Origin of the sequence: Micromonospora sp. NPDC000316 (assembly GCF_042898885.1) — a bacterium.
In the GTDB taxonomy this organism is placed as follows: Bacteria; Actinomycetota; Actinomycetes; order Mycobacteriales; family Micromonosporaceae; genus Micromonospora.
The window spans coordinates 124,826-148,703 of record NZ_JBIAZG010000014.1; the positions used below are offsets into that span (position 1 = coordinate 124,826).

Here is a 23,878-nt window from a genome sequence, read left to right on the forward strand (position 1 = left end):
GGGAGCCGGTTGGCGCCGGAGGGCATGATCCAGGCACCATGGACGGGATATGACGCTCACCGCCGCGCTGCCGACAAGCGCCGACCCCGACACCCTCTTCGACGCGTTCGCCAGTTGGGCGAAGGAGCGCGGCCTCGACCTCTACCCCCATCAGGAGGAGGCGGTCATCGAGATCGTCTCCGGCGCCAATCTGATCATGAACACGCCCACCGGCTCGGGTAAGAGCCTGGTGGCGATCGCGGCGCACTTCGCGGCCCTCGCGGACAGCCGGACGACCTTCTACACCGCGCCCATCAAGGCACTGGTGTCGGAGAAGTTCTTCGCGCTGTGCGAGGTCTTCGGCGCCGAGAACGTCGGCATGCTCACCGGCGACGCCAGTGTCAACGCCGACGCCCCGATCATCTGCTGCACGGCGGAGATCCTGGCCAACCTGGCGCTGCGCGAGGGCGCGAAGGCCGACGTCGGCCAGGTGATCATGGACGAGTTCCACTTCTACGCCGAGCCCGACCGGGGTTGGGCGTGGCAGGTGCCGATCATCGAGCTGCCGCAGGCCCAGTTCGTCCTGATGTCGGCCACTCTCGGGGACACCACCCGGTTCGTCGACGACCTGACCCGGCGCACCGGGCGGCCGACCGCAGTCGTCCGCTCGGCCGAGCGGCCGGTCCCGCTGATCTTCTCGTACGCGATGACGCCGCTGCACGAGACGCTCGAAGAGCTGCTGGAGACCAAGCAGGCCCCGGTGTACGTCGTGCACTTCACCCAGGCCGCAGCCCTGGAGCGCGCCCAGGCGCTGATGAGCGTCAACGTCTGCACCCGCGCCGAGAAGGACATGATCGCGAGCGCGATCGGTGGCTTCCGGTTCACCTCGGGCTTCGGCAAGACGCTGACCCGGCTGGTCCGGCACGGCATCGGCGTGCACCACGCCGGCATGCTGCCCAAGTACCGCCGGCTCGTGGAGACCCTCGCCCAGGCCGGGCTACTCAAGGTCATTTGCGGCACCGACACCCTCGGCGTCGGCATCAACGTGCCGATCCGCACCGTGCTGTTCACAGGCCTGTCGAAGTACGACGGGGTGCGCACCCGGCTGCTCAAGAACCGCGAGTTCCACCAGATCGCCGGGCGGGCCGGCCGGGCCGGCTACGACACCATCGGCCGGGTCGTGGTGCAGGCCCCCGAGCACGTCATCGACAACGAGAAGGCCCTCGCCAAGGCCGGCGACGACCCGAAGAAGCGCCGCAAGGTGGTCCGCAAGAAGCCACCGGAGGGTTCGATCGGCTGGGGCCAGCCCACCTTCGACAGGCTTGTCGACGCCGAGCCGGAGCCGCTGACGTCCAGCTTCCAGGTCAGCCACTCGATGCTGCTCAACGTCATCGGCCGCCCCGGTGACGCGTTCACCGCCATGCGGCACCTGCTCACCGACAACCACGAGGAGCCGGCCGCCAAGCGTCGGCACATCCGCCGGGCCATCGCCATCTACCGGGCGCTGCGGGCCGGCGGTGTCGTCGAGGAGCTGCCCGAGCCGGACGAGACCGGCCGGCGGATCCGGCTCACCGTCGACCTCCAGCTCGACTTCGCGCTCAACCAGCCCCTCTCCCCCCTCGCCCTGGCCACCATCGAGTTGCTCGACGCCGAGTCCCCGTCGTACGCCCTCGACGTGCTCAGCGTGATCGAGTCGATCCTCGACGACCCCCGGCAGATCCTCTCCGCGCAGCAGTTCAAGGCGCGCGGCGAGGCGGTCGCCGCCATGAAGGCCGAGGGCATCGAGTACGAGGCACGCCTCGAACTGCTCGACGAGGTGACCCACCCCAAGCCCCTCGCTGAGCTGCTGGAAGCCGCGTACGAGATGTACCGGCAGGGCCACCCCTGGGTCGCCGACCACCAGCTCTCCCCCAAGGCCGTCGTCCGCGACATGTACGAGCGGGCCATGACCTTCACCGAGTACGTGCAGTTCTACGGGCTGACCCGCTCGGAGGGCCTGGTCCTGCGCTACCTGGCCGACGCGTACAAGACGCTGCGGCAGACAGTCCCCGAGGACGCCAAGACCGAGGAGCTGATCGACCTCATCGAGTGGCTCGGCGAGCTGGTCCGCCAGGTCGACTCCAGCCTCATCGACGAGTGGGAGCGGCTGCGCAACCCGTCGGACGTGGCCGAGGTGGCCCAGGCGCACGCCGCCCTCACCGACCGACCGCCGGCGGTGACGCGCAACGCGCGGGCGTTCCGGGTGCTTGTGCGCAACGCGCTGTTCCGCCGCGTCGAGCTGGCCGCGCTACGCCGCTGGGACCTGCTCGCCGAACTGGACGCCGGCGACGGCTGGGACTACGACGCGTGGGCCGACGCCCTGGCGCCGTACTTCGAGGAGTACGACTCGATCGGTGTCGGGCCAGACGCCCGCGGGCCGGCGCTGCTCATGATCGAGCAGGGCCGGGAGCGGTGGACCGTCCGGCAGAGCTTCGACGACCCCAACGGCGACCACGACTGGGGCATCAGCGCCGAGATCGACCTGGTGGCGTCCGACGAGGTCGGCGCCGCGGTCGTCCGGATCACCGACGTCGGCCAGCTCTGACGCCCGCCGTCACCGGCTCTGCGCGGCGGCCTTGATCCGGCGCACCGCCTCAGCGGCGCCCTCGTTCCACGGGGTGCCGTGACCGGGGAGGATCCACGTCGCCGGCAGGTCCTCGATGCGGGCCAGCGAGGCGAGCGCAAGCGCCGGATCGTCGGTGAACGGCGCCGGCTGCGGACCCGGCTGGCCGGTCAGCACGTGTCGGGTGGTGAGCGCGTCGCCGACGAACACGGCGTCGGCGACCGGCACGTGCACGGCGATGCTGCCCGGCGAGTGGCCGGGCATCCCGATCACGCGCGGAGCGCCGGGCAGGTCGAGCACCTGACCGTCCCGCACGGTGACCACCTCGCTGAGGTACGTCGTGCGCAGGCCGCCCTTGCGGCCCGCGTACCAGATGAAACCTGCCGTCGCCCCGACCTTGAACGTTCCGAAGGGCGCCTTGGGCTTGACCTCGCCGCGGGCACGGGCGGCGTCGGCCTCGTGCACGTAGACCGGTACGCCGTGGTCGCGCCGGAGCCGCTCGGCGAAACCGATGTGGTCGGTGTCGCCGTGGGTGAGGATCAGGCCGCGGACGTCGGAGAGCGAGCGACCCATGGCGGACAGCTCCGCGACCAGTTCGGCCCAGTGGCCGGCGAGGCCGGCGTCCACGACCGTCACACCCTCCTCGGTGTCGACCAGGTAGGCGGCCACGATGTCGTTGCCGATGCGGTGCAGATGCGGGCCGAGCTTCATGGCTTCCTCCGGGGAGTGGTGTCGTGCTCTGATAGCTACGATACATAGCCATGATGCCTAAGCGCCATAGCTATCATGGTGACGCTCGTCGCCCACCGGGAAGGAACATCGCATGCCCACCCCCGACCGGACATCCCTCGCCGACATCGTCACGGCTGCCCGCCAGATCCTGGAGGCCGAAGGGCTCCCGCGCCTGACCATGCAGGCGGTCGCCGAGCGGGTCGGCGTACGCGCCCCCTCGCTGTACAAACGCGTCCGCAACCGCGACGACCTGATCCGGCTCGTCACCGAGGCAACGGTCCACGACCTTGGCGAGCGGCTCGGCGCCGTCGCCGGCAGCGGCGACCCGGGCCGCGACCTCGCCGAGTTGGCCCGCGCCTTCCGCGCGTTCGCCCACGCCCAACCGGCCGGCTACCACCTGATCTTCAGCAACGGCCCCGAGGAGACCCGCCCCAGCCTCGACACCCTCACCCTGGCCAGCGCCCCCGCCCTGCGCGTCGCCGCCGACCTCGCCGGGCCCGACGACGCCCTGGCTGCCGCCCGCACGTTCACCGCCTGGGCCAACGGCTTCATCAGCATGGAACTCGCGGGCGCCTTCAATCTCGGCGGCGACCTCGATGAGGCATTCGAGTTCGGCATCACCCGCCTGACCGCCGCCCTGACGGCCCTGCGACCGCCCCGGGCGACGTGACCGCCGGCCGGCGTCGGCCCTACGTCCGGGGCGGTGCCGTCGACGCCCGGACGACGACCTCGGTCGGCAGGATCAGGGCCGCCCGGGTCAGTGCTGGCCGCAGAAGCATCCGGACGGCCTCGGCGCCCTTACGGACGTGCGGCTGCCGCACAGTGGTCAGGGGCGGGGTGGCGGCGGCCGCCGCCGGCACGTCGTCGAACCCGACGACGGAGAGCCCACCCGGGACTCGGATGCCCCGGCAGGTGGCGGCGGCGATGACACCGAACGCCAGCCTGTCGCTCATCGCCAGGATCGCGGTCGGCGGCTCGGCGAGGTCCAGCAGTGCACGCGTGGCGGCAGCCCCATCGGCCTCCTCGCCCCCGCGCGCCACGACGACGACGACCCGGCCGCCATCGGCGACCACGGGGCGCAGGGCGTCCCGGTAGCCGTCGAGGCGGGCCCGGTTGGCGACGTACCCGCTGGGCCCGTCGAAACCGGCGGGCACCACGGCGGTCTCCGGACCACGGGCCGGGCCCAGGCTGATCACGCCGATGCGCCGGTGACCGAGGTCGACGAGGTGGGCGGCGGCGGCGCGGGCGGCGGCGCGGTGGTCGATGCCGACGTACGGCTCACCCGGTGCCACTGGCGCGTCGAGCCCGACCACAGGCAGCCGCCGGGCGCGAAGCGTTTCGCGCCGCTCAGGCTCCAGCGGGTCGCAGAAGGCGACGAAGCCGTCCACCTGCGCGGTGGCGACGACGTCCGGCACGCCCGCCTCGGCACGGGGAACCAGCACCAGCGCGGAGCCGCGCTCGCCGCAGATGCGGGCCACCCCGGCCATGGTCAGTCGTGCCGCCGGGTCCTCGAAGAGGTGCCGCAGAGGCTTGTGAACGATCAACCCGACAGCGCCGGTCCGCCCCCGCCGGACCGTGTTCGACATTCGGTCGGAGCGGGGAGAGCCGAGCTCCCGTGCTGCGGCCAGGAGCCGCTCGCGCAGCTCGCGGCTGAGCTGGTCGAGTCGGCTGAACGCACTGCTCACCGTGGCCTGGCTGGCACTGCGGGCTTACGCGTCGGCTTGCGTGCGCGGGGGTGGAACGCTTCCCATTCGGAGCCTCCACTGCGCCGTACCGGGTCCACTGACACGGACACGTTACCCGCGCAGGCGTCGATGCGTTGTCCGGTGCACGCGCCCGGCAGGCCGTCCGGAATCGGTTGGCCAATTCGTGGTCGACCGGGTCATCGCGGCGAGACGGAAGTTTCAGACGGCGCGCTTCGCGCGAGCGACTGTCCGGCGGGCGTCACGCCAGGCGATCAAGGCTGTCCGTATCCGGGGTGCGGAGACGGCTTCGCCTCGCCGCCTGGCGCCGAGTTGGTCGATAAGCCAGGTTGGGGCGTGCGCCTGTTTGATGGCCTGCGTCTTGGTGAGGAGTTCGCCCTTGTCGAGTGCGTAACGCCCTCTGGCCATGGAAGTAAGGCCGAGTTCAGCCATGGTGGGGTCCACCCATAGCCATGGACGTCGAGCGGCCCAGGCCCAGTAGCCGGTCAGCTCGGCGCGGGCCGCTGCTCGTATGTCCTCGGCCGAGACCGCAGGGAAGACCTCGCGCGGCGAGCGCCCGAAGACCTCGTATCCGTGTCGCGCTAGTTCTGCTCTTGTGACCCTGGAAAGAATGCGGTGAACGAGTTGGCCGTGGGTCCAGGTCGGATGTTGCACGTCGACGTCGGAGACAGTCGCGGTGTCGACGTACACACAGCCAAGGCTGAAGCCCGCACCGCTCCCGCTGTCGAGTCGACGGTGGACCACCGAAAGTGCTGCCTGCCGACCGGTGTCAACAGGCCCGTCCACGAGCGCAACCAGGTCAAGATCACTTATGCGTGGGACGTAGTCACCGGTGGCTAACGACCCTGCCACCATCAGGTCGCTGACCCATCCGAGTTCTCGCAGTTCATAGCCAAGGTCTCGAACGGCAGCAGGTGATGTCGCCATGGTGGCGAGTGTAGGGAGCCTCCGCGCCGACATCGATGCCGCTGCCCGATCGCGCAGCCCAGATTCGCTGGGCGATGTCACAGGTGTCGATTAGAATGTATGTACTAATCGAGTTCTTGACCTGGGAGGACGCCCGTGACCGCGCCCGCCTCCGCACCCCTCACCCCCTACGCCACCCTGCTCGGTTTCACCCGCTACGTCGACCGCACCGGCCCCACCAAGGCGACATTCGTGGGTGGGCTGCGCAAGCAGCGCGCCAGCCGCTCGGGCTTCAACCCGCACGGCCAGTTCGTCAAGGCGCTCAAGGCCGACATCGCCTTCCACACCGGCGGCACCCACCTGACCGGGGTGGTCGACGTGGTCAAGCCACGCTGGCGCCCGCTCTACCAGGCCCTGGTTCCCGGCGCCACGGCCTGGCTGCACTCCCTCGGCGACCCGTCCGCCATCGACCTCGCGCAGACCCGCGACGCCCTGGCCATGCTCGGCGACCTACCAGTCAAGATCAACCCCCATTTCGGGGTACGGCACAGCGACGGCCGCGCCGAAGCGATCCGCCTGCACTTCGACGAGACCCCACCGAGCGAGGAATCGGTGCTCGCGACCCTGCACCTGATGGCCCGGCACATGGACGCGGTCCTCCCGCACGCCGAGCCGGTCCTGGTCGACGTCCGACGCGGTCAGGCACATCGCATGCCCGCCGACGCCAAGCCCGAGCACATCGAGCGCTGGCTGGCCGGCGAAGCAGCCGCCTTCCGCGCCATCTGGTCCACCGCCGCCTAATTCCCTCACCATCTGACATGCGCCGCCGCCCGAGCGCCCGCCGCCGTTTACCGGTCCGGCTTGTCGCTCGGGCGGCGCCCTGTTGGTGGAAGCCGCCCGACCGCCTCCAGACCGAAGTGGACCCCACTCCGACCCGGGCGATGTCGCCGGTGTCCGCGACCTCCGTCCCCCGACGGGCGCGGAGAGTGTGGTGACCTCAGGTGAGGACGCGGTCGAGCGCCGTGGCCAACCGTGGCGCGAGAGTGGCCGCGTAGGTGGCGGTGATGTGGTTGTTGTCGCGATAGACGAGCGCGCCGCCGATCACCGGCGCACACCGCTCACGCGGGCAGATGGCCGAGTTCAGGTCCACCAGGTACACCTTGTTGTTGTCCCGGGCGGCCGATTCGTGGGCCGGGCCACCGCCACCCGCGAGGACCTTGTCGCGCGGTGATGCGCAGCGGGTCAAGTTCTTCGGATTGGCGGCCACGCACTCTGCGATGTCCCGGTCGTGGTAGGGGGTGTCGCGTAGCACGATCACGGGAATCCCGGCTGCCGCCGTCGTGGCCCAGGTGCGCCGCAGCGCCGCCGCGAAGGCGGCCTGCGTTCCACTGGTGACCCTCTCGCCGTTCTGGATCATCACGTAGAAGGAGCTGCTCACCACAAGCACGTTCGGTCGCTCAGCCCCGGTCAGTTGTGCACGAAGCTTCTCGTTCCACTCGGTGCAACTGGGGTACGGCCGATTGTCCAGGGCGACGACGCCGTCGATGAACGGGCAGGAGGACTTCGTGTAGCTCTTGAGACGCCATTTCTTCGACTCGGCAACCCGCTGAAGCGCCGGAAGCCACTGGGCGGCGTGGGAGTCCCCGGCGAGAGCCACGGTGAACGATCCGTTCGGGTCCCCGTACTGGCAGGCTCTGACCGCGCTGCTGCGCTGGTCCGCATGGCAGCCGTCACGCCACGCGTCGGGGCCATCCTTACTGGCCACCAGCGGATCGGGCACGAACGGGCCCACGCGGTCCACCGGACGCCCGGCGTCGCTGCTGGCCGGGGAGCCGCCCAGAGCGGCCGCGCCGAGAACCGTGGGTGCCGCCGCCACGGGGACACCGGTGCCGCCCACAGTCGGCACCGCCAGGGTGGGTGGCAACGGCGAACTCACCTGTGGAACGGTGAACTGGAAGGCGAGCCCTGCCAGGAGGGACACTCCGGTGCAGAGCGCGCCGAGTTGCAGGGCCCGCGCGGGTTCCCACTCGAGCGTCGTCGAGTGCCGGATCGGGTTCTCGACGAACCGGTAGGTGAGCGCAGCCGGCACCACGGCGAACGCCGCAACGGCCAGGCCGGTGACGGTGGTGAGTTCCCCGAACCGGGCCTCGGCAACGACGAGGAGCGGCCAGTGCCACAGGTAGAGGGAGTAGGAGATCGCGCCCACTGCGCGTACCGGCCCCAGCGCCAACAGCACGGCAGGGCCGACGCCGCCCGCGGCCACGCCACCGGCGATGACCGCAGCCGTGCCCAGGGTGGGGGCCAACGCCAGATATCCGGGGAACGCGGAACTCTCGCTCAGGAGTACGGCGGACGCCACAATCGCGACGAGGCCACACCAGGCGAGCGCGGCCGCCGCCAGCCGGGGCAGGCGTTGCAGGTGGCCGGCAAGCAGGGCCAGGAAGCCACCAAGGGCCAGCTCCCACATACGTGTGGTGGTCACGAAGTACGCACGGGCGGGGTTGTCTTCCGTCAGCCAGATGGACCAGGCGAAGGACGGCACCGCGACAAGCGTGAGAGCGGCGAGCAGGTATCCGGTGCGGGCGTACCGCCGCCGGCCGAACCACACCGCAGCGGCCAGCAGGAGTGGCCACACCAGGTAGAACTGCTCCTCGACACCGAGGGACCAGAAGTGCTGCAGGATGCTGGGCGCGCGGTTGGCCGCCAGGTAGTCGACGGACTGTTCGGCGAGCCGCCAGTTCATGGCATACAGCCCGCTGAACACGACGTCCCAGCCAGTGGCCGACCACCGGGTGCGCGGCAGGAACGCGAACGTGAGCAGCAGGGTCCCGATGAGCACCACAACGGCGGCCGGAAGCAGTCGCTTGGCACGCCGGCCGTAGAAACCGATAAGCGAGAGGCGGCCCGTCCGGTCCACCTCGGCCACCAGCAGGCCGGTGATCAGAAATCCGGAGATGACGAAGAAGACGTCGACGCCGACGAAGCCGCCGGGCACCAGTTGCTGACTTGCGTGTCCCACCAGCACCAGAACGACGGCGAGCGCACGTAGCCCCTCTACATCACCGCGAAATGCGGCCCGGGGATTGGCTTCCGGTCGCACGGCCGTTCGTGTCATCCGTTTCCCCACCCCATGCCGAATTCGCGTCGCAGACACAAACGGGGCGAAGGCGTGGGTGGTTACGATCTTTCTCGGCCTTGTTGGGGCGCCAGGAGTCCCAAATCCGACACGCCACGAGGTAGTGGTCTCCCAGCGCTGGGAGACCACTACCTCGTGGGTGTCGCGGGATCCTGGCTCGGGATGGGTCAGGCGGCGGGCAGGTACTTCGCCAGGTCGTCGAGGATCTTGTTGGCGGCGCCGACGCCGATGCCTGTCATCCAGATCTCGTCGGAGACCGGGTACGCCTTGCCGGCCTTGACGGCGCCGAGGCCCTTCCAGAGGGTGCCGCCGCCGACCTTCGCCTGCTCGGCCGCGGCCTTCTCGCCGTACGCGGTCACGAAGATGACGTCACCGTCGACCTCGTTGATCCGCTCGGGGCTGACCAGGTCGAAGCGCTTGTCCTCCTTGTTGGCGAGCATCTGCCGCTCGGGGCGGCCGAGGCCGGTGTCGCCGATGACGATGCCGGAGAAGGAGTCGGGGCCGTACACCCGGATGTTGCCGGGAACGAACCGCACGATCGACACCTTGCGGGCGGCGGGGTCGCCGAGGGTCGCGCCGAAGTCCTTGGCCCGCTTCTCGTACGCGCCGAGGAGGTCCTTGGCCTGCTGCTCGCGGCCGAGCGCCTTGCCGTCGAGGAGGAAGTTCTCCTTCCAGGTGATGCCCACCTTGTCGGTGAACACGGTGGGCGCGATGGCGGCCAGCTCGTCGTAGAACTTCTCTTGGCGGAACTTGCTGCCCAGGATGAGGTCCGGCTTGAGCGCGTTGATCGCCTCCAGGTCGGGCTCGGTGAGCACCCCGACCTCCTTGATGCCGGCGAGCTTGTCCTCGCCGAAGTAGGTCGGCCAGCTCTTGGCCTCACCGGCGGTGGCGGCGCCGATCGGTGTGATGCCCAGCGAGAGCGCCGTGTCGATCTTGTCGGTGTCGAGCACGATGACGCGCTTGGGTTCCGCCGGGACCTTTGTGGTGCCCATGGCGTGGGTGATCTCCCGAGTCTCCCCGGTGGTGGTACTGGCGACCGGGTCGCTCTCACCGCAGGCGGTGAGTCCGACGCCAAGGGCGGCGGCCGCGGCGAGAACGGCGACGAGACGACGCATCAGAGTCCTTTCGAGGGGGACGAGGCGGCGAGCGGGTTGACCGCGTCGCCAGGGAGTCGGGCGTCCGGCATGGACGTCTCCGACGGATCGGGGTCGACGGCAGCGGCGGTGGCCGGCAGGGCGGCGGTGCCGCCGGTGAGGGCGGGCACCACAAGTGGCGCTCCGGTCACCGGGCAGGGCACGACCACGCAGGCCAGCCCGAAGACGTCGCGGACCAAGTCCGCGGTGAGGATCTCCCGGGGCGGGCCGGCGGCCACCACCTCGCCGGAGCGCATCGCGACCAGGTGGTCGGCGTAGCGGGCGGCCTGGTTGAGGTCGTGCAGCACGGCGACGACTGTGCGTCCGCGCTCGACGCGCAGCCGGTGCAGCAGGTCGAGCACCTCCACCTGGTGTGCCAGGTCGAGGAAGGTGGTGGGTTCGTCAAGCAGCAGGGCGTCGGTGTCCTGGGCGAGTGTCATGGCGATCCAGACCCGCTGCCGCTGGCCGCCGGAGAGGCTGTCCACCGGCCGGTCGGCGAGGTCCGCCACGTCGGCCAGTGCCATCGCCTCGGTGACGGCCGCGCCGTCCTCCGGCGACCACTGCCGCCACCACCGCTGGTACGGCTGGCGACCCCGCCCGACCAGGTCGGCCACTGTGACGCCCTCGGGCACGAGCGGGCTCTGCGGCAGCACGCCGAGCCGGCGGGCGACCTCCCGGGTCGGCAGGTCGCGGATCGCGGTGCCGTCCAGCAGGACCGCGCCGCGTCGAGGGTTGAGCAGCCGGGCCATGGTGCGCAGCAGGGTGGACTTGCCGCACGCGTTCGGCCCGACGATGACTGTGAACGCGTCGGTGGGCAGGTCGAGGCTGAGTCCGTCGAGCACGGTCCGCTCGTCGTAGCCGACGACAAGGTCGCGGGTGGAGAGCATCACACGACTCCTTAGGTGCGTCACGACGACCGCCGCCGTCCGCGAAGCAGCAGGAAGATCAGGTATGGGCCGCCGATCGCGGCGGTCAGCACACCTGCCGGCAGTTGGGTGGGCGCGAACAGTCGCCGGCCGGCGAGGTCGGCGAGCACGAGCAGCAGCGCGCCGAGCAGGGCGGCGCAGACGAGCGGTGGCCGTTCGGCGCGGACCAGCCGGCGCGCCAGTTGGGGGGCGACAAGCGCCACGAAGTCGACGGCGCCGACCTGGGCGGTGACCATCGCGGCGATGACCACGCCGGTGCCGGCGAGCCCGATCCGGCGGGCCGCTGGGCGCAGGCCGACGCCGCGGGCCGTGTCGTCGTCCAGGGCTGTGCTGTTGAGCGCCCAACCGGCCCAGGCCAGCACGGGGAGCAGCACCAGCAGGGTGCCGGCGATCCAGGCGGCCTCGGTCCAGCCCTTGCCGGCCAGGGTGCCGATGAGCCAGATCTGCGCGCGCAGCCCGTCGATCGGGTCGGCGGTAAGCATGACCACCTCGATCAGCGCCCGGAAGCCGAATGCCACCGCCACCCCGGCGAGCACGAACCGCTGGGCGGCCAGCCCGTGCCGGGCGCCGAGGACGAACAGCAGGGCCGCCGCGACAAGCCCGCCGACAAGCGCGCTGGGCGCCACCAGGACGGCGGCCGCCCCACTGGTGAGCGCGATGGTCGCGGCGAGGCCGGCGCCCTGCGTGATGCCGATGACGTCAGGGCTCGCGAGGGGGTTACGCGCCACGCTCTGGATGAGCGTGCCGGCCACGCCGAAGGCAGCGCCGGCCACCGCGGCCAGCATGATCCGGGGCAACCGAAGATCAAGGACAACGAGGTCGTACGGGGTGCCGACGCCGGAGAGGGAGCGCAGGACGTCGGCCGGGGCGACGTACGGGGTGCCCAGGGAGAGGCTGAGCAGCATCGCCAGCAGGAGCAGGACGGTGAGCGTGGCGGCGACCAGCACGGCGCGGCGGCGGAACTGCAGGCTGACCGGGCCGATCCGCAGCAGCGACCGGCCGGGCAGCAGCGCATGCCTGGCACCGGCCGGACCAGACGAGCCAGCCGGGCGCTGGGTGGTGGTGGTCACGCGGTCACCACCCGGGCGCGGCGAACCAGGAAGGCCAGCAGCGGGGCGCCGATCAGGGCGGTGACGATCCCGGCGGGTATCTCGCCGGGTGGGGCGACGAGCCGGCCGACGACGTCGGCGCCGAGCAGCAGCGCCGGCCCGAGCAGGGCGGAGACGGCGAGGGTCCAGCGGTGGTCCGCGCCGACCAGGGCACGTGCCAGGTGCGGCACGGCGAGCCCGACGAAGGCGATCGGCCCGGCCGCCGCGACCGCCGCCCCGGTCAGCAGCACCGCGGCGAGGCCACCGCCGAGGCGGACCAGGCCGATGCGGTGGCCGAGGCCGCGGGCCACGTCGTCGCCGAGGGCCAGCGCGTCCAGCCCTCGGGCGACCACGGCGGCCAGCACGAGCCCGACGAGGACGAAGGGCAGCAGTTGCGCGGTGACTGTCAGGTCGCGGCCGGAGAGCCCGCCGACCACCCAGAACCGGTACTCCTCGAAGGTGCGGGCGTCGATGCTGAGCAGCGCGTACACCCCGGAGGCGAGGCTGGCGTCGAGCGCCGCGCCGACAAGCGCGAGGGTGACCGGGCTGGCGCCGTCGCGGGCCCGGGCGGCGATGGCGAAGACCAGCAGGCCGGCGATCAGCGCCCCGGCGATGCCGAACCAGACGTACCCGGCGAGCGTGCTGACACCGAAGACGGAGATGGCGAGCACCACGCCGAACGACGCGCCGGCGCTGATGCCGAGGATGCGCGGCTCGGCGAGGGGGTTGCGGGTGAGCGCCTGGAACAGGACGCCGGCCATGGCGAGCGCGAGCCCGACGGCGAGCCCGAGTGCGGTGCGCGGCATCCGCAGCTCGCGGACGATGACTGTGGCGTCGCCGCCGTCCGGTGCGACGAGGGCGTGCCACACCTGGTCGACGCCGAGTTGTCGGCTGCCGAGCGCGAAGCTGGCCAGCACGGCGAGCAGCAGCACGAGCGCGGCGCCGACGGTGACGGCCACCCGGCGGCCGGTGCGGGTGCCGGACCGGTTGGAGGCCGGGGCCGGCCGGGTGGCGAGGGTGGTCACGAGTCTCCTGCACATTCGCGCTTAGGGTCGCCTTACCTTAGCCGACCCCCTGAGGGCTACCTAACTCGCATCCGTCGATCCGAAACGGGCTGACCAGGGCGGACGCCCGCGCGGGCGGACTGGCGCGCCTAGGGTGGGCTCATGCGATTCGACCAGCACACGGTCGTACTCCTGATCCGGCCGGCGGACGCCCCCGAGCTGCCGCTGGACGCGGCCGACCGATTGCGGGACGCCCACCTGGCCCACCAGGCCGGTCTGGTGGAGCAGGGCCTCGTGCTCGCGGCCGGCCCGTTCCTGGCCGCCGACGACGACAGGTTGCGGGGCTTCGCCGTGCTCTCGATAAGCCCGGACGAGGCCCGCGAGCTCTATCACAACGATCCGGCGGTACGCGCCGGGCTGCTGGCCGTGCGGGTGATGAGCTGGATGGTGCCGGAGGGCAACGTGCGGTTCGAGGGCGTGCCGATGCCCCGGTCGATGCTGGAGGCGGCGTCCGGCGACTGAGCCGCGCCGCACGCCCAAGCGGCGGCTCAGTCGAGCGCTGTCACCCGCAGGGCGTCCACCGGGCCGACGATCATCCGCAGCGACGGGAAGTGGTCCCGCAGGACGGCCTGGCACGTGTCGCACGGCGCGACGACCTCGCGGCCCCGGTCGGCGACCGTGACGATCGTCTCCAACTCGGTGACGCCCTGGGTCGCGGCGGTGCCGACGACGACCAGCTCGGCGCAGGCCCCGCCGGTCTCGTGGTGGACGTTCACGCCTGTGAAGACCCGACCGTCGGCGGTACGCGCCGCCGACGCGACGGTGTGGTGCTGGCTGCGGCAGCGCAGCTTGGCGACCGCCGTGGCGGCCTGCACAAGCGCCCGGTCCGTGTCCCGCAGTTCCATCCCGGCCCCCTGGCGCTCGACATCGGCCGCCAACACTAGACGGCGGCGCACCCGGCCACTCCCCGACCATCGGGCGGCGGCCGGGGCGATAACCCAGGGGCGGTACGCCGCCGCGCTGCCTATTCTTGGGCACGACATGCAGAATCCAGCCGCCGCCGCCGCGACCGATCCGGTCCGCGAGCTGCACCGCCGCCTCACTCCCCTGATGTTCCGCGACCAGCGCCGGCTCCAGCGGCGGCTCGACGGTGCCCGCAAGCTGCGTGACCCGCAGCGTCGGGAGGCCGCGCTTGCCGAGATCACCGCCGAGCTGGCCCGGGCCGAGCAGCGCCTCGCCGCCCGTCGCGCGGCGGTGCCGGTCATCACGTACCCGGCGGGGTTGCCGGTCAGTGAACGCAAGGACGACATCGCCGCAGCCATCCGCGATCACCAGGTGGTGATCGTGGCCGGCGAGACCGGCTCCGGCAAGACGACCCAGCTGCCGAAGATCTGCCTGGAGTTGGGGCGCGGGGTGCACGGCCTGATCGGGCACACCCAGCCCCGGCGGTTGGCGGCCCGGACGGTGGCCGACCGGATCGCCGACGAGCTGGGCACCGAGCTGGGTGACGTGGTCGGCTACAAGGTGCGCTTCACCGACCAGGTGAGCGAACGCAGCCTGGTCAAGCTGATGACCGACGGCATCCTGCTTGCCGAGTTGCAGACCGACCGGATGCTCCGCCAGTACGACACGTTGATCATCGACGAGGCGCACGAGCGCAGCCTCAACATCGACTTCATCCTCGGGTACCTGCGGGAGCTGCTGCCCCGGCGACCCGACCTCAAGGTCATCATCACCTCGGCGACGATCGAGACCGACCGCTTCGCCAGGCACTTCGCCGGCCCGCCCACGGCCGACGAGCCGCAGGGCGTACCGGCGCCGGTGGTGGAGGTGTCCGGTCGCACCTACCCGGTGGAGGTGCGCTACCGGCCGCTTGTCGAGCTGGCCGAGGGTGAGGAGGACGGCGACAGCGACGAGGAGAACGTCCGCGACCAGATCCAGGCGATCGGGGACGCCGTCGAGGAGTTGGCCGCCGAGGGGCCCGGCGACATCCTGGTCTTCCTCAGCGGGGAGCGGGAGATCCGGGACACCGCCGACGCCCTGGCCAAGCTGGTGCAGACGAAGCGGACACTGCTCGGCACCGAGATCCTGCCCCTGTACGCGCGGCTCTCCAGCGCCGAGCAGCACCGGGTGTTCGCCGCGCACACCTCGCGGCGCGTGGTGCTCGCCACGAACGTCGCGGAGACCTCGCTGACAGTGCCCGGCATCAAGTACGTGGTCGACCCGGGCACCGCGCGGATCTCCCGCTACTCCAGCCGGCTCAAGGTGCAGCGGCTGCCGATCGAGCCGATCTCCCAGGCGTCGGCCAACCAGCGCAAGGGCCGCTGCGGGCGTACCTCCGACGGCATCTGCATCCGCCTCTACGACGAGCAGGACTTCCTGTCCCGGCCGGAGTTCACCGACCCGGAGATCCTGCGCACCAACCTGGCGTCGGTAATCCTCCAGATGACTGCCATCGGGCTCGGCGACCTGGCCGCGTTCCCGTTCATCGACCCGCCTGACAAACGCAACATCGCCGACGGCGTCAACCTGCTGCACGAGCTTGGCGCGCTGGACCCGACCGAGGCCGACCCGGCGAAGCGGCTCACCGCGCTGGGCCGGCGGCTGGCGCAACTGCCTGTCGACCCGCGACTGGCCCGGATGGTGGTCGAGGGCGAACGCAACGGCTGCGCCACCGAGGTGCTGGTGATCACCGCCGCGCTCTCCATCCAGGATCCGCGCGAGCGGCCGGCGGAGAAGCAGGCCCAGGCCGACCAGGCGCACGCCCGGTTCGCCGACAAGGAGTCGGACTTCGTCGCGTACCTCAACCTGTGGCGCTACCTGCGGGAGCAGCAGCGGGAGTTGTCCTCGAGCGCTTTCCGCCGGATGTGCAAGGCGGAGTACCTGAACTACCTGCGGGTCCGCGAGTGGCAGGACATCGTGGGCCAGTTGCGCCAGGTGCTGCGTACCCCGGCCGAGGGCGAGCGGCGTGGTGGGCGGCCGGCGCGGGACACCTCGGGCGACGCGGACGCCGGCCGGGGTGCGGGCCGCGCCGGTGCCGACCTGCCGGAGGAGATCGACACCCCGAAGGTGCACCAGTCGCTGCTGCCCGGTCTGCTGTCGCACATCGGCCTGAAGGACGCCCAGAAGCACGAATACCTGGGTGCCCGGGGGGCGAAGTTCGCGCTCTTCCCCGGCTCGGCGCTGTTCAAGAAGCCGCCGCGCTGGGTGATGGCCGCCGAGCTTGTGGAGACGTCCCGGCTGTGGGGCCGCATCGCCGGCCGGGTCGAGCCGGAGTGGGTCGAACCGCTCGCGCAGCACCTGGTCAAGCGCAGCTACAGCGAGCCGCACTGGGAGAAGAAGCAGGCCGCGGTGATGGCCTACGAGAAGGTCACCCTGTACGGCGTCCCGCTTGTCACCTCCCGCAAGGTCAACTTTGGGCGGATCGACCCGGCGATGAGTCGGGAGCTGTTCATCCGGCACGCCCTCGTCGAGGGCGACTGGCAGACCCACCACCACTTCTGGGCCGACAACAAGCGCCTGCTCGCCGAGATCGAGGAGCTGGAGAGCCGGGCCCGACGCCGGGACATCCTCGTCGACGACGAGACGATCTTCGGCTTCTACGACAAGCGGATCCCCGCCGACGTGGTCTCCGGCCGGCACTTCGACTCATGGTGGAAGCAGACCCGCCGCGAGCAGCCCGACCTGCTCACCTTTACCCGCGACGTGCTTGTCAACGACGGTCGGGCCGGCGTGGACGAGGACGACTACCCGGACGAGTGGCAGGCCGACGGGGTGAGCCTGCCGCTGACGTACCGGTTCGAGCCGGGCACCCCCACCGACGGCGTCACGGTGGACATCCCGCTGCCACTGCTCAACCAGGTGCCGGCGGAGAGCTTCGACTGGCAGGTGCCGGGGCTGCGCGAGGAGACGGTGATCGCTCTGATCCGGTCGCTGCCCAAGCCGATCCGCCGCAACTTCGTCCCGGTGCCGGACTTCGCGCGGGCCGCCCTGGCGGCGATCACCCCGGGCGAGGAGCCGCTGCTTGACGCGCTCACCCGGCAACTACGGCGAATGACCGGGGTGACAGTGCCCCGGGACGCCTGGGAGCCGGCCAAGCTGCCCGCCCACCTGCGGGTCACGTTCCGGGTGCTCGGCGACGACGAGAAGCCCGTCGCCGAGGGCAAGGACCTGCAGGCGCTACAGCGCCAACTCCGCCAGGAGGTACGCCAGGTGGTGGCGGCCGCCGCGCCGGAGGTCGCCCGGACCGGGCTGCGCGAGTGGAGCATCGGCACACTGCCACGGACCATCGAGCAGGTCCGCGCCGGCTACGCGGTGACCGCGTACCCGGCGCTCGTCGACGAGGGCACCACTGTCGGGGTGCGGGTGTTCGACTCCCCCGCCGAGGCGGAGGCGGCGCAGTGGGCAGGCACCCGACGGCTGCTGCGGCTCACCGTGCCGTCGCCCGCCCGGTTCCTCCAGGGTCGGCTGAGCAACGAGGCGAAGCTGGCGCTGAGCCGCAACCCGCACGGCGGCGTACAGCAGTTGATCGAGGACGCCGCCGGTGCCGCCATCGACAGGCTGATCGGCGACGCCGGCGGGCCGGCCTGGGACGCCGAGGGCTTCGCGGCGCTACGCGAGAAGGTCCGGGCCGACCTGGTCGACACAGTGGTCGAGGTGATGGACCGGGTCCGCAGGGTGCTCGCCTCCGCGTACGCCGTCGAGCAGCGGCTCGGCGCCACCCGCAACCTCGCCGTGGTGGCGGCCCTCGCCGACATCCGCAAACAGCTCGCCGGGCTCGTGCACGCCGGTTTCATCACCGAGACCGGGTACGCCCGCCTGCCCGACCTGCTGCGCTATCTGACAGCCATCGAGCGCCGGCTGGACCGGCTCGGCGGCAACCCGCAGCGCGACCGTCAGCAGCAGGACCGGGTCGCGGCGGTGCAGAAGGAGTACGACGATCTGCTCGCCGCGCTGCCGCCCGCGCGTCGGCAGGAGACAGCGGTCCGACAGATCCGCTGGATGATCGAGGAGTTGCGAGTGAACCTCTTCGCCCAGGCGCTTGGCACCCCGTACCCCGTCTCGGAGCAGCGGATCTACCGGGCCATGGACGACGCCGAGGGCCGCTGACGGCGCTCAGCGCGGGTCCACGCCCGGCGGCAGGTCGTCGCGGTCGATCGCGGACTGGATGTAGTCGAGCAGGATCCGCCGCAGCTCCCGGCCGGCGTGGGTGGGCACCACGTCCCGGCGGCGGGCCACCGCGATGGTCCGTCGCACCCCGGGCGGGGCCAGGGGTGTGATCCGTACCCCCGGGCGGCGGGCCAGCACGATGCCCGGCACCAGCGCGATGCCGAGCCCTGCCTCGACGAAGCTCAGGACGGCGTCCATCTCGCCGCCGTCGACCGCGAAGGTCGGCTCGAAGCCCGCTTCGCGGCACGCCTGGATGGTCGCGTCGCGCAGGTCGTAGCCCTCCCGGAACATGACCATCGGCTGATCGCGCAGGTCGGTGATGTGCAGCTCGCCGGTCGCCGAGGCGGTCGGCACCTCGTGCACCGAGGCCACCACGAGGCTCTCCCGCAGGATCGGATCGACGCGCAGACCCGGGTCCGCGCCCTGGGCCGGCATGATGATCAGCGCCAGGTCGAGGTCGCCTCGGAGCAGGTCGCGGACCAGGTCCTGGGAGCCGCCCTCCTCGACCCGCAGGTCGACGGTGGGGTGGGCGTCGCGGAACCGGCGCAGCACCGGCGGGGCGAGCGAGGTGGCGAGGCTCGGGGTGGCGCCGAGCCGGACGCGGCCCCGCCGGAGCCCTACCAACTCCTGCACCTCGCGGGTGGCGGTCTCCACGTCGGCGAGGATCCGGGTGGCCAACGGCAGCAGGACCTCGCCGGCCGTCGTCAGTGTGATGTTTCCCCTTACCCGTTCGAAGAGAGGGGCACCGAGGTCGGTTTCCAGAGCGTGAATTTGCTTACTGAGAGAAGGCTGAGTGATGCCGACGATGTCGGCGGCCTGGGTGAAATGTCGTACTTCGGCCACTGCGACGAAGTACCGAAGCTGATGGAGCTGCATCTGCATAGCTTACGGCTATCAACACTGCGAGTTCGATGCATTGGACGACTGGTCCAAGTGCTCCTAGCGTCGGTCACGTGGTAATGACGAAAACTCGGTCGCCCATCCGCTCCAACGTCGGTCTCAAGGCCGTCATGGCGGTGACGGGCATAGTGCTGGTGCTGTTCCTGATCGCGCACATGCTCGGGAACCTGAAGGTGTTCGCGGGGGCGACCTCGTTCGACCACTACGCGCACTGGCTGCGCGACATCGGCAAGCCGCTGCTGCCCGGTGTCTGGTTCCTGTGGATCCTGCGCATCGTGCTGGTGGTGGCCGCCGTCGGTCACATCTGGGCCGCCACCACTCTGGCGCTGCGAGCCCGCGCCGCGCGCCCGGTGAAGTACGCCCACCGCAAGAAGGTCCGGGGCAGCTACGCCGCCCGCACGATGCGGTGGGGCGGGGTGATCATCCTGCTCTTCGTGATCTACCACCTCCTGGACCTGACCACCGGCACGCTCAACCCGGTCGGCGACCCCAGCAGGCCGTTCGCGAACGTCGTCGCCGACTTCGCGCCCGAGCGCTGGTACGTCACGCTCTTCTACACCCTGGCGATCGTCACGCTCGGCTTCCACCTGCGCCACGGCGCGTTCAGCGCGTTCCGCAGCCTCGGCCAGCAGACGCCGAGGGGCGAGCGTCGGGCACGCGTCGCGGCGCTTGTCTTCGCCGTCGCGCTCTGCGCCGGGTACCTGGTGGTCCCGTTCGCCGTTCTCACCGGATTGGTGTCCTGACATGGAACTCTTCACCGAGGGCGACCCGATCGCCGACACCAAGGCTCCCGCCGGCCCCATCGACAAGCGCTGGGAGACCCGCCGCTTCGAGGCCAAGCTGGTCAACCCGGCCAACCGCCGCAAGATGACGGTGATCGTGGTCGGCACCGGCCTGGCCGGTGGGTCCGCCGCCGCCACGCTCGCCGAGCAGGGCTACCACGTCAAGTCCTACTGCTACCAGGACAGCCCGCGCCGCGCGCACTCGATCGCGGCGCAGGGCGGCATCAACGCCGCCAAGAACTACCGCAACGACGGCGACTCGGTGCACCGGCTGTTCTACGACACCGTCAAGGGCGGCGACTTCCGCTCCCGCGAGTCGAACGTGCACCGGCTCGCCGAGGTGTCGGTGAACATCATCGACCAGTGCGTCGCCCAGGGCGTGCCGTTCGCCCGCGAGTACGGCGGCCTGCTGGACACCCGCTCCTTCGGCGGCGCCCAGGTGCAGCGCACCTTCTACGCCCGGGGCCAGACCGGCCAGCAACTGCTGCTCGGCGCGTACCAGGCCCTCGAGCGGCAGATCGGCCTCGGCAACGTGGAGATGAACTCCCGGCACGAGATGCTGGAGTTGGTCCTCGTCGACGGCAAGGCCCGGGGCATCGTCGTCCGGGACATGGTCACCGGCGAGATCAGCACCGAGATGGCCGACGCCGTCGTGCTCGCCTCCGGCGGTTACGGCAACGTCTTCTACCTCTCCACAAACGCCAAGGGCTGCAACGTCACCGCCACCTGGCGGGCGCACCGCAAGGGCGCGTACTTCGCGAACCCCTGCTACACGCAGATCCACCCGACCTGCATCCCGGTCTCCGGCGACCACCAGTCGAAACTGACCCTGATGAGCGAGTCGCTGCGCAACGACGGCCGCGTCTGGGTGCCGAAGACCAAGGGCGACGACCGCAACCCCCGGGACATTCCCGAGGACGAGCGGGACTACTACCTGGAGCGGATCTACCCCTCCTTCGGCAACCTGGTCCCCCGCGACATCGCCTCCCGCGCCGCGAAGAACGTCTGCGACGACGGTCGGGGCGTGGGGCCGACGAAGCTCGGCGTCTACCTCGACTTCGGCGACGCGATCAACCGCCTGGGCCGCAAGGCCATTGAGGCCAAGTACGGCAACCTCTTCGAGATGTACGAGCGGATCACCGGCGAGGACCCGTACGAGGTGCCGATGCGGATCTACCCCGCCGTGCACTACACGATGGGTGGCCTCTGGGTCGACTACGACCTCCAGTCGAGCATCCCGGGCCTGTTCGTGATCGGCGAGGCGAACTTCTCCGACCACGGCGCGAACCGGCTCGGCGCCTCCGCGCTGATGCAGGGCCTCGCCGACGGGTACTTCGTGCTCCCCACCACGATCGCCAACTACCTGGCCTCCGGTCCGCTGGAGAAGGTCGATGCCAGTCACCCGGCGGCGATCGAGGCGCGCACCGACGTCGAGGACCGCATCCAGCGGCTGCTGGCGATCAACGGCGACCGGACTGTGGACTCGTTCCACCGGGAGCTGGGCCAGATCATGTGGGAGCACTGCGGCATGGAGCGCAGCGAGGCCGGGCTGCGCAAGGCGATCGACGAGATCCGCGGCCTGCGCGAGCAGTTCTGGCAGCGGGTCAAGGTGTCCGGCACCGGCGACGAGCTCAACCAGTCTCTGGAGAAGGCCGGCCGCGTCGCCGACTTCTTCGAGTTGGCCGAGCTGATGTGCATCGACGCCCTGCACCGCGAGGAGTCCTGCGGCGGCCACTTCCGGGCCGAGCATCAGACCCCCGACGGTGAGGCGCAGCGCGACGACGACAAGTTCGCGTACGTGGCGGCCTGGGAGTTCACCGCCGCCGGCGAGCCCTCGGTGCTGCACAAGGAAGACCTGAAGTTCGAATACGTCCACCCCACGCAGCGGAGCTACAAGTGAACCTGACCCTGCGCATCTGGCGCCAGAAGGGCCCTGAGGACAAGGGTCGGATGGTGACCTACCCGGTCAACGACGTGTCCCCGGACATGTCGTTCCTGGAGATGCTCGACGTGCTCAACGAGCGGCTGATCCTCGACGGTGAGGACCCTGTCGCGTTCGACCACGACTGCCGCGAGGGCATCTGCGGCATGTGCGGTCTGATGATCAACGGTGACGCGCACGGGCCGCAGCGCGGCACCACCGCCTGCCAGCTGCACATGCGGCAGTTCTCCGACGGCGAGACGATCGACATCGAGCCGTGGCGGGCCAGCGCCTTCCCGGTCATCAAGGACCTGGTGGTCAACCGGAACGCCTTCGACAAGATCATCGCCGCCGGTGGCTACATCACCGCACCGACCGGCAGCGCGCCCGAGGCGCACTCCACACCGGTGGCCAAGGCCAACGCGGACGCCGCCTTCGAGTCGGCGGCCTGCATCGGCTGCGGCGCGTGCGTGGCGGCCTGCCCGAACGGCTCCGGGATGCTCTTCACCGCCGCCAAGCTGACCCAACTCTCGCTGCTGCCTCAGGGCCAGCCGGAGCGCTACACCCGGGTCATCGGCATGGTCGACGCGCACGACGAGGCCGGCTTCGGCGGCTGCACCAACGCCGGCGAGTGCACTGTGGCCTGCCCGAAGGGCATTCCGCTGAACACGATCGGCCGGCTCAACCGCGACTACCTCGCGGCCACCGCGAAGGGTGGCAACACCCCCGGCTCCTGAGCTCCACCGCGCCTGCCAGGCCGCCGTACCCTCCCGGGTACGGCGGCCTGTGCGTTGCACGGGGTCAGGCGGCGCGACGCAGCCGCCCCAGCATTCCGCCGAGATCCTGGACGAACAGTTCGTGACGGAAGTAGTGGCCGCCCGGAACCTCCCGCCACTCGTGCGGGATGCCGGCCCAGGCCAACGCGCCGCGGAACTCACGCTGCCCCGCCAGGACCTGGGTCTCGTTGACGGTGTCGAACCAGTTGACCGGGTCGGGTGAGGTGCCGGCGGCCAGGAAGACGCGCTTGTTGCGGTAGCTCTCGATGCGCTGCACCGGGTTGTCGGCGCTGACCCGAGCCTCGTCCCACAGCGGCGCGCCGTAGACCGTGCCGCCGCCGAGGTCGAGAGCGGCAGAGGTGGCGTTGGCCCAGTGGACGACGAGGCCGAAGTCGCGGCGCAGGCTTGCCGGCCCCGAGTGGGCACTCACCGAGCAGAAGTGACCGTAGTATTTCGCGGCGTACTTGAGAGCGCCGAAGCCGCCCATCGAGAAACCCGCCACGGCACGGCCGTTGTATTCGGCGAACGTCCGGAAGTTGGCGTCGATCCAGGGCAGCAACTGAGCGATGTGGAACGTCTCCCAGTTGCGGGGCCCGGTGTTGCTGGTGACCGGGTTGGAATACCAGCCGGTGGAGGCGTCCGGCATCACGACGATGATGTCGCGGCCGGCGGTGAGGTTGATGATGTTGTCATGCATGTGGAAGGTGCGGAAGTCGGCGTTGCCACCGTGCAGCAGATAGAGCACCGGGTAGCGCTTGCCGCTCGTGTGGTAGCCGTCCGGCAGCAGCACGTTGACCGCCGGGTCCCACTCGATCGCGTCGGTGGCGAACCGGTAGTACTGCAACCGGCCGCCGTTCTCGTTCCGGGCGACGATGCGCAGGCCGTACCCGTTACCTGCGGCGCTTGCCGAGGTCGGCGCGGAGAAGGCACCGGCGAGGGCGCCAGCTGCGGCGACCCCTGCGGCACCGGTGAGGAGTCGTCGCCTGCTCACGGGTTGGTGGTCCATGGATCCTCCTGGGGGTCTGTCGGGGTCAGAGGGTGGTTTCGCCGTTGAGGCCGAAGTAGTCGTGCCATTTGGTGCTGGGGGCGAATGTGGTGCCGGTGGAGAGGGCGACGTAGAT

General features: G+C 70.8%; 19 protein-coding genes and 1 pseudogene. 9 read left to right on the forward strand and 11 right to left on the reverse strand.

Annotation, left to right across the window (positions count from 1 at the left end; genetic code table 11):
• The first annotated feature begins 49 nt into the window (after positions 1-49).
• On the forward strand, positions 50-2,563 hold the full coding sequence (locus ACFY2Q_RS23730) for a DEAD/DEAH box helicase (RefSeq protein ID WP_387133657.1): 2,514 nt from the start codon (positions 50-52) through the stop codon (positions 2,561-2,563).
• 9 nt (positions 2,564-2,572) lie between these two features.
• Here the strand turns inward: ACFY2Q_RS23730 and ACFY2Q_RS23735 are convergent, their stop codons facing one another.
• The gene (locus ACFY2Q_RS23735; RefSeq protein ID WP_387133659.1) at positions 2,573-3,292 is read right to left on the reverse strand and encodes an MBL fold metallo-hydrolase; all 720 of its coding nucleotides are present in this window, start codon (positions 3,290-3,292) and stop codon (positions 2,573-2,575) included.
• Between the two features lie 112 nt (positions 3,293-3,404).
• Between ACFY2Q_RS23735 and ACFY2Q_RS23740 the strand changes: the two genes are divergently transcribed.
• The gene (locus tag ACFY2Q_RS23740) at positions 3,405-3,983 is read left to right on the forward strand and encodes a TetR/AcrR family transcriptional regulator (protein WP_387133661.1); all 579 of its coding nucleotides are present in this window, start codon (positions 3,405-3,407) and stop codon (positions 3,981-3,983) included.
• 19 nt (positions 3,984-4,002) lie between these two features.
• Here the strand turns inward: ACFY2Q_RS23740 and ACFY2Q_RS23745 are convergent, their stop codons facing one another.
• Positions 4,003-4,998, reverse strand: coding sequence for a substrate-binding domain-containing protein (locus ACFY2Q_RS23745; RefSeq protein ID WP_387133662.1), 996 nt, complete (start codon positions 4,996-4,998; stop codon positions 4,003-4,005).
• A gap of 219 nt (positions 4,999-5,217) precedes the next feature.
• A complete protein-coding gene (locus ACFY2Q_RS23750; protein ID WP_387133663.1) occupies positions 5,218-5,943 on the reverse strand; it encodes a hypothetical protein in 726 nt (241 codons plus the stop codon).
• 18 nt (positions 5,944-5,961) lie between these two features.
• On the opposite strand from ACFY2Q_RS23750, the pseudogene ACFY2Q_RS23755 reads away from it, so the two are divergent.
• Together ACFY2Q_RS23755 and ACFY2Q_RS23760 are read left to right on the forward strand one after the other, a co-directional pair.
• Positions 5,962-6,051, forward strand: a pseudogene (locus tag ACFY2Q_RS23755) (hypothetical protein); the annotation flags it as partial.
• A gap of 27 nt (positions 6,052-6,078) precedes the next feature.
• A complete protein-coding gene (locus ACFY2Q_RS23760) occupies positions 6,079-6,723 on the forward strand; it encodes a hypothetical protein (RefSeq protein ID WP_387133665.1) in 645 nt (214 codons plus the stop codon).
• 196 nt (positions 6,724-6,919) lie between these two features.
• On the opposite strand, the gene ACFY2Q_RS23765 is transcribed toward ACFY2Q_RS23760, so the two are convergent.
• The 5 genes from ACFY2Q_RS23765 to ACFY2Q_RS23785 all read right to left on the reverse strand — a co-directional run bounded on the left by ACFY2Q_RS23765 (position 6,920) and on the right by ACFY2Q_RS23785 (position 13,230).
• A complete protein-coding gene (locus ACFY2Q_RS23765) occupies positions 6,920-9,037 on the reverse strand; it encodes an acyltransferase family protein (protein ID WP_387133666.1) in 2,118 nt (705 codons plus the stop codon).
• Between the two features lie 188 nt (positions 9,038-9,225).
• Positions 9,226-10,173 carry an ABC transporter substrate-binding protein gene (locus ACFY2Q_RS23770; protein ID WP_387133668.1) on the reverse strand — a complete coding sequence of 316 codons (948 nt, stop codon included), beginning with the start codon at positions 10,171-10,173 and terminating at the stop codon, positions 9,226-9,228.
• Entirely contained in the window at positions 10,173-11,078 is a 906-nt protein-coding gene (locus ACFY2Q_RS23775) for an ABC transporter ATP-binding protein (protein WP_387133670.1), read from the reverse strand. Before ACFY2Q_RS23775 ends, ACFY2Q_RS23770 begins: the two co-directional genes overlap by 1 nt.
• A gap of 20 nt (positions 11,079-11,098) precedes the next feature.
• The gene (locus ACFY2Q_RS23780; protein ID WP_387133672.1) at positions 11,099-12,187 is read right to left on the reverse strand and encodes a FecCD family ABC transporter permease; all 1,089 of its coding nucleotides are present in this window, start codon (positions 12,185-12,187) and stop codon (positions 11,099-11,101) included.
• The gene (locus ACFY2Q_RS23785) at positions 12,184-13,230 is read right to left on the reverse strand and encodes a FecCD family ABC transporter permease (RefSeq protein ID WP_387133673.1); all 1,047 of its coding nucleotides are present in this window, start codon (positions 13,228-13,230) and stop codon (positions 12,184-12,186) included. The genes ACFY2Q_RS23780 and ACFY2Q_RS23785 overlap by 4 nt, the downstream gene beginning before the upstream one ends.
• A 141-nt stretch (positions 13,231-13,371) precedes the next feature.
• Between ACFY2Q_RS23785 and ACFY2Q_RS23790 the strand changes: the two genes are divergently transcribed.
• Positions 13,372-13,731 (forward strand): YciI family protein, encoded by a 360-nt coding sequence (locus ACFY2Q_RS23790; RefSeq protein ID WP_387133675.1) that lies wholly within the window; start codon positions 13,372-13,374, stop codon positions 13,729-13,731.
• Positions 13,732-13,757: 26 nt separating this feature from the next.
• Here the strand turns inward: ACFY2Q_RS23790 and ACFY2Q_RS23795 are convergent, their stop codons facing one another.
• On the reverse strand, positions 13,758-14,165 hold the full coding sequence (locus tag ACFY2Q_RS23795; protein ID WP_387133676.1) for a cytidine deaminase: 408 nt from the start codon (positions 14,163-14,165) through the stop codon (positions 13,758-13,760).
• Between the two features lie 85 nt (positions 14,166-14,250).
• Here ACFY2Q_RS23795 and hrpA point away from each other — a divergent pair, with 85 nt between their 5' ends.
• Positions 14,251-18,318 (forward strand): ATP-dependent RNA helicase HrpA, encoded by a 4,068-nt coding sequence (gene hrpA, locus ACFY2Q_RS23800; protein ID WP_387133677.1) that lies wholly within the window; start codon positions 14,251-14,253, stop codon positions 18,316-18,318.
• A gap of 6 nt (positions 18,319-18,324) precedes the next feature.
• Here hrpA and ACFY2Q_RS23805 read toward each other — a convergent pair whose 3' ends face one another.
• Positions 18,325-19,260 carry a LysR family transcriptional regulator gene (locus ACFY2Q_RS23805; RefSeq protein ID WP_387133679.1) on the reverse strand — a complete coding sequence of 312 codons (936 nt, stop codon included), beginning with the start codon at positions 19,258-19,260 and terminating at the stop codon, positions 18,325-18,327.
• A gap of 77 nt (positions 19,261-19,337) precedes the next feature.
• Between ACFY2Q_RS23805 and ACFY2Q_RS23810 the strand changes: the two genes are divergently transcribed.
• The 3 genes from ACFY2Q_RS23810 to ACFY2Q_RS23820 are packed head-to-tail and all read left to right on the forward strand — an operon-like array spanning position 19,338 to position 22,718.
• The gene (locus ACFY2Q_RS23810; RefSeq protein WP_387133694.1) at positions 19,338-20,021 is read left to right on the forward strand and encodes a succinate dehydrogenase cytochrome b subunit; all 684 of its coding nucleotides are present in this window, start codon (positions 19,338-19,340) and stop codon (positions 20,019-20,021) included.
• A 1-nt stretch (position 20,022) separates the two neighbouring features.
• The gene (locus tag ACFY2Q_RS23815; RefSeq protein WP_387133680.1) at positions 20,023-21,960 is read left to right on the forward strand and encodes a fumarate reductase/succinate dehydrogenase flavoprotein subunit; all 1,938 of its coding nucleotides are present in this window, start codon (positions 20,023-20,025) and stop codon (positions 21,958-21,960) included.
• Positions 21,957-22,718: a succinate dehydrogenase/fumarate reductase iron-sulfur subunit gene (locus ACFY2Q_RS23820; protein ID WP_387133681.1), complete on the forward strand. Its 762-nt coding sequence runs from the start codon at positions 21,957-21,959 to the stop codon at positions 22,716-22,718. The genes ACFY2Q_RS23815 and ACFY2Q_RS23820 overlap by 4 nt, the downstream gene beginning before the upstream one ends.
• A 64-nt stretch (positions 22,719-22,782) precedes the next feature.
• Here the strand turns inward: ACFY2Q_RS23820 and ACFY2Q_RS23825 are convergent, their stop codons facing one another.
• Entirely contained in the window at positions 22,783-23,763 is a 981-nt protein-coding gene (locus ACFY2Q_RS23825; protein WP_387133682.1) for an alpha/beta hydrolase, read from the reverse strand.
• Positions 23,764-23,878: the final 115 nt, after the last annotated feature.

Bases quoted from the DNA above. Each gene is read 5' to 3' on its own strand.
- ACFY2Q_RS23750 (WP_387133663.1), bottom strand. From the start codon at position 5,943: ATGGCGACATCACCTGCTGCCGTTCGAGACCTTGGCTATGAACTGCGA.
- ACFY2Q_RS23805 (WP_387133679.1), bottom strand. From the start codon at position 19,260: ATGCAGATGCAGCTCCATCAGCTTCGGTACTTCGTCGCAGTGGCCGAA.
- ACFY2Q_RS23765 (WP_387133666.1), bottom strand. From the start codon at position 9,037: ATGACACGAACGGCCGTGCGACCGGAAGCCAATCCCCGGGCCGCATTT.
- ACFY2Q_RS23825 (WP_387133682.1), bottom strand. From the start codon at position 23,763: ATGGACCACCAACCCGTGAGCAGGCGACGACTCCTCACCGGTGCCGCA.
- ACFY2Q_RS23790 (WP_387133675.1), top strand. From the start codon at position 13,372: ATGCGATTCGACCAGCACACGGTCGTACTCCTGATCCGGCCGGCGGAC.
- ACFY2Q_RS23815 (WP_387133680.1), top strand. From the start codon at position 20,023: ATGGAACTCTTCACCGAGGGCGACCCGATCGCCGACACCAAGGCTCCC.
- hrpA (WP_387133677.1), top strand. From the start codon at position 14,251: ATGCAGAATCCAGCCGCCGCCGCCGCGACCGATCCGGTCCGCGAGCTG.
- ACFY2Q_RS23770 (WP_387133668.1), bottom strand. From the start codon at position 10,173: ATGCGTCGTCTCGTCGCCGTTCTCGCCGCGGCCGCCGCCCTTGGCGTC.
- ACFY2Q_RS23735 (WP_387133659.1), bottom strand. From the start codon at position 3,292: ATGAAGCTCGGCCCGCATCTGCACCGCATCGGCAACGACATCGTGGCC.
- ACFY2Q_RS23810 (WP_387133694.1), top strand. From the start codon at position 19,338: ATGACGAAAACTCGGTCGCCCATCCGCTCCAACGTCGGTCTCAAGGCC.
- ACFY2Q_RS23740 (WP_387133661.1), top strand. From the start codon at position 3,405: ATGCCCACCCCCGACCGGACATCCCTCGCCGACATCGTCACGGCTGCC.
- ACFY2Q_RS23775 (WP_387133670.1), bottom strand. From the start codon at position 11,078: ATGCTCTCCACCCGCGACCTTGTCGTCGGCTACGACGAGCGGACCGTG.
- ACFY2Q_RS23730 (WP_387133657.1), top strand. From the start codon at position 50: ATGACGCTCACCGCCGCGCTGCCGACAAGCGCCGACCCCGACACCCTC.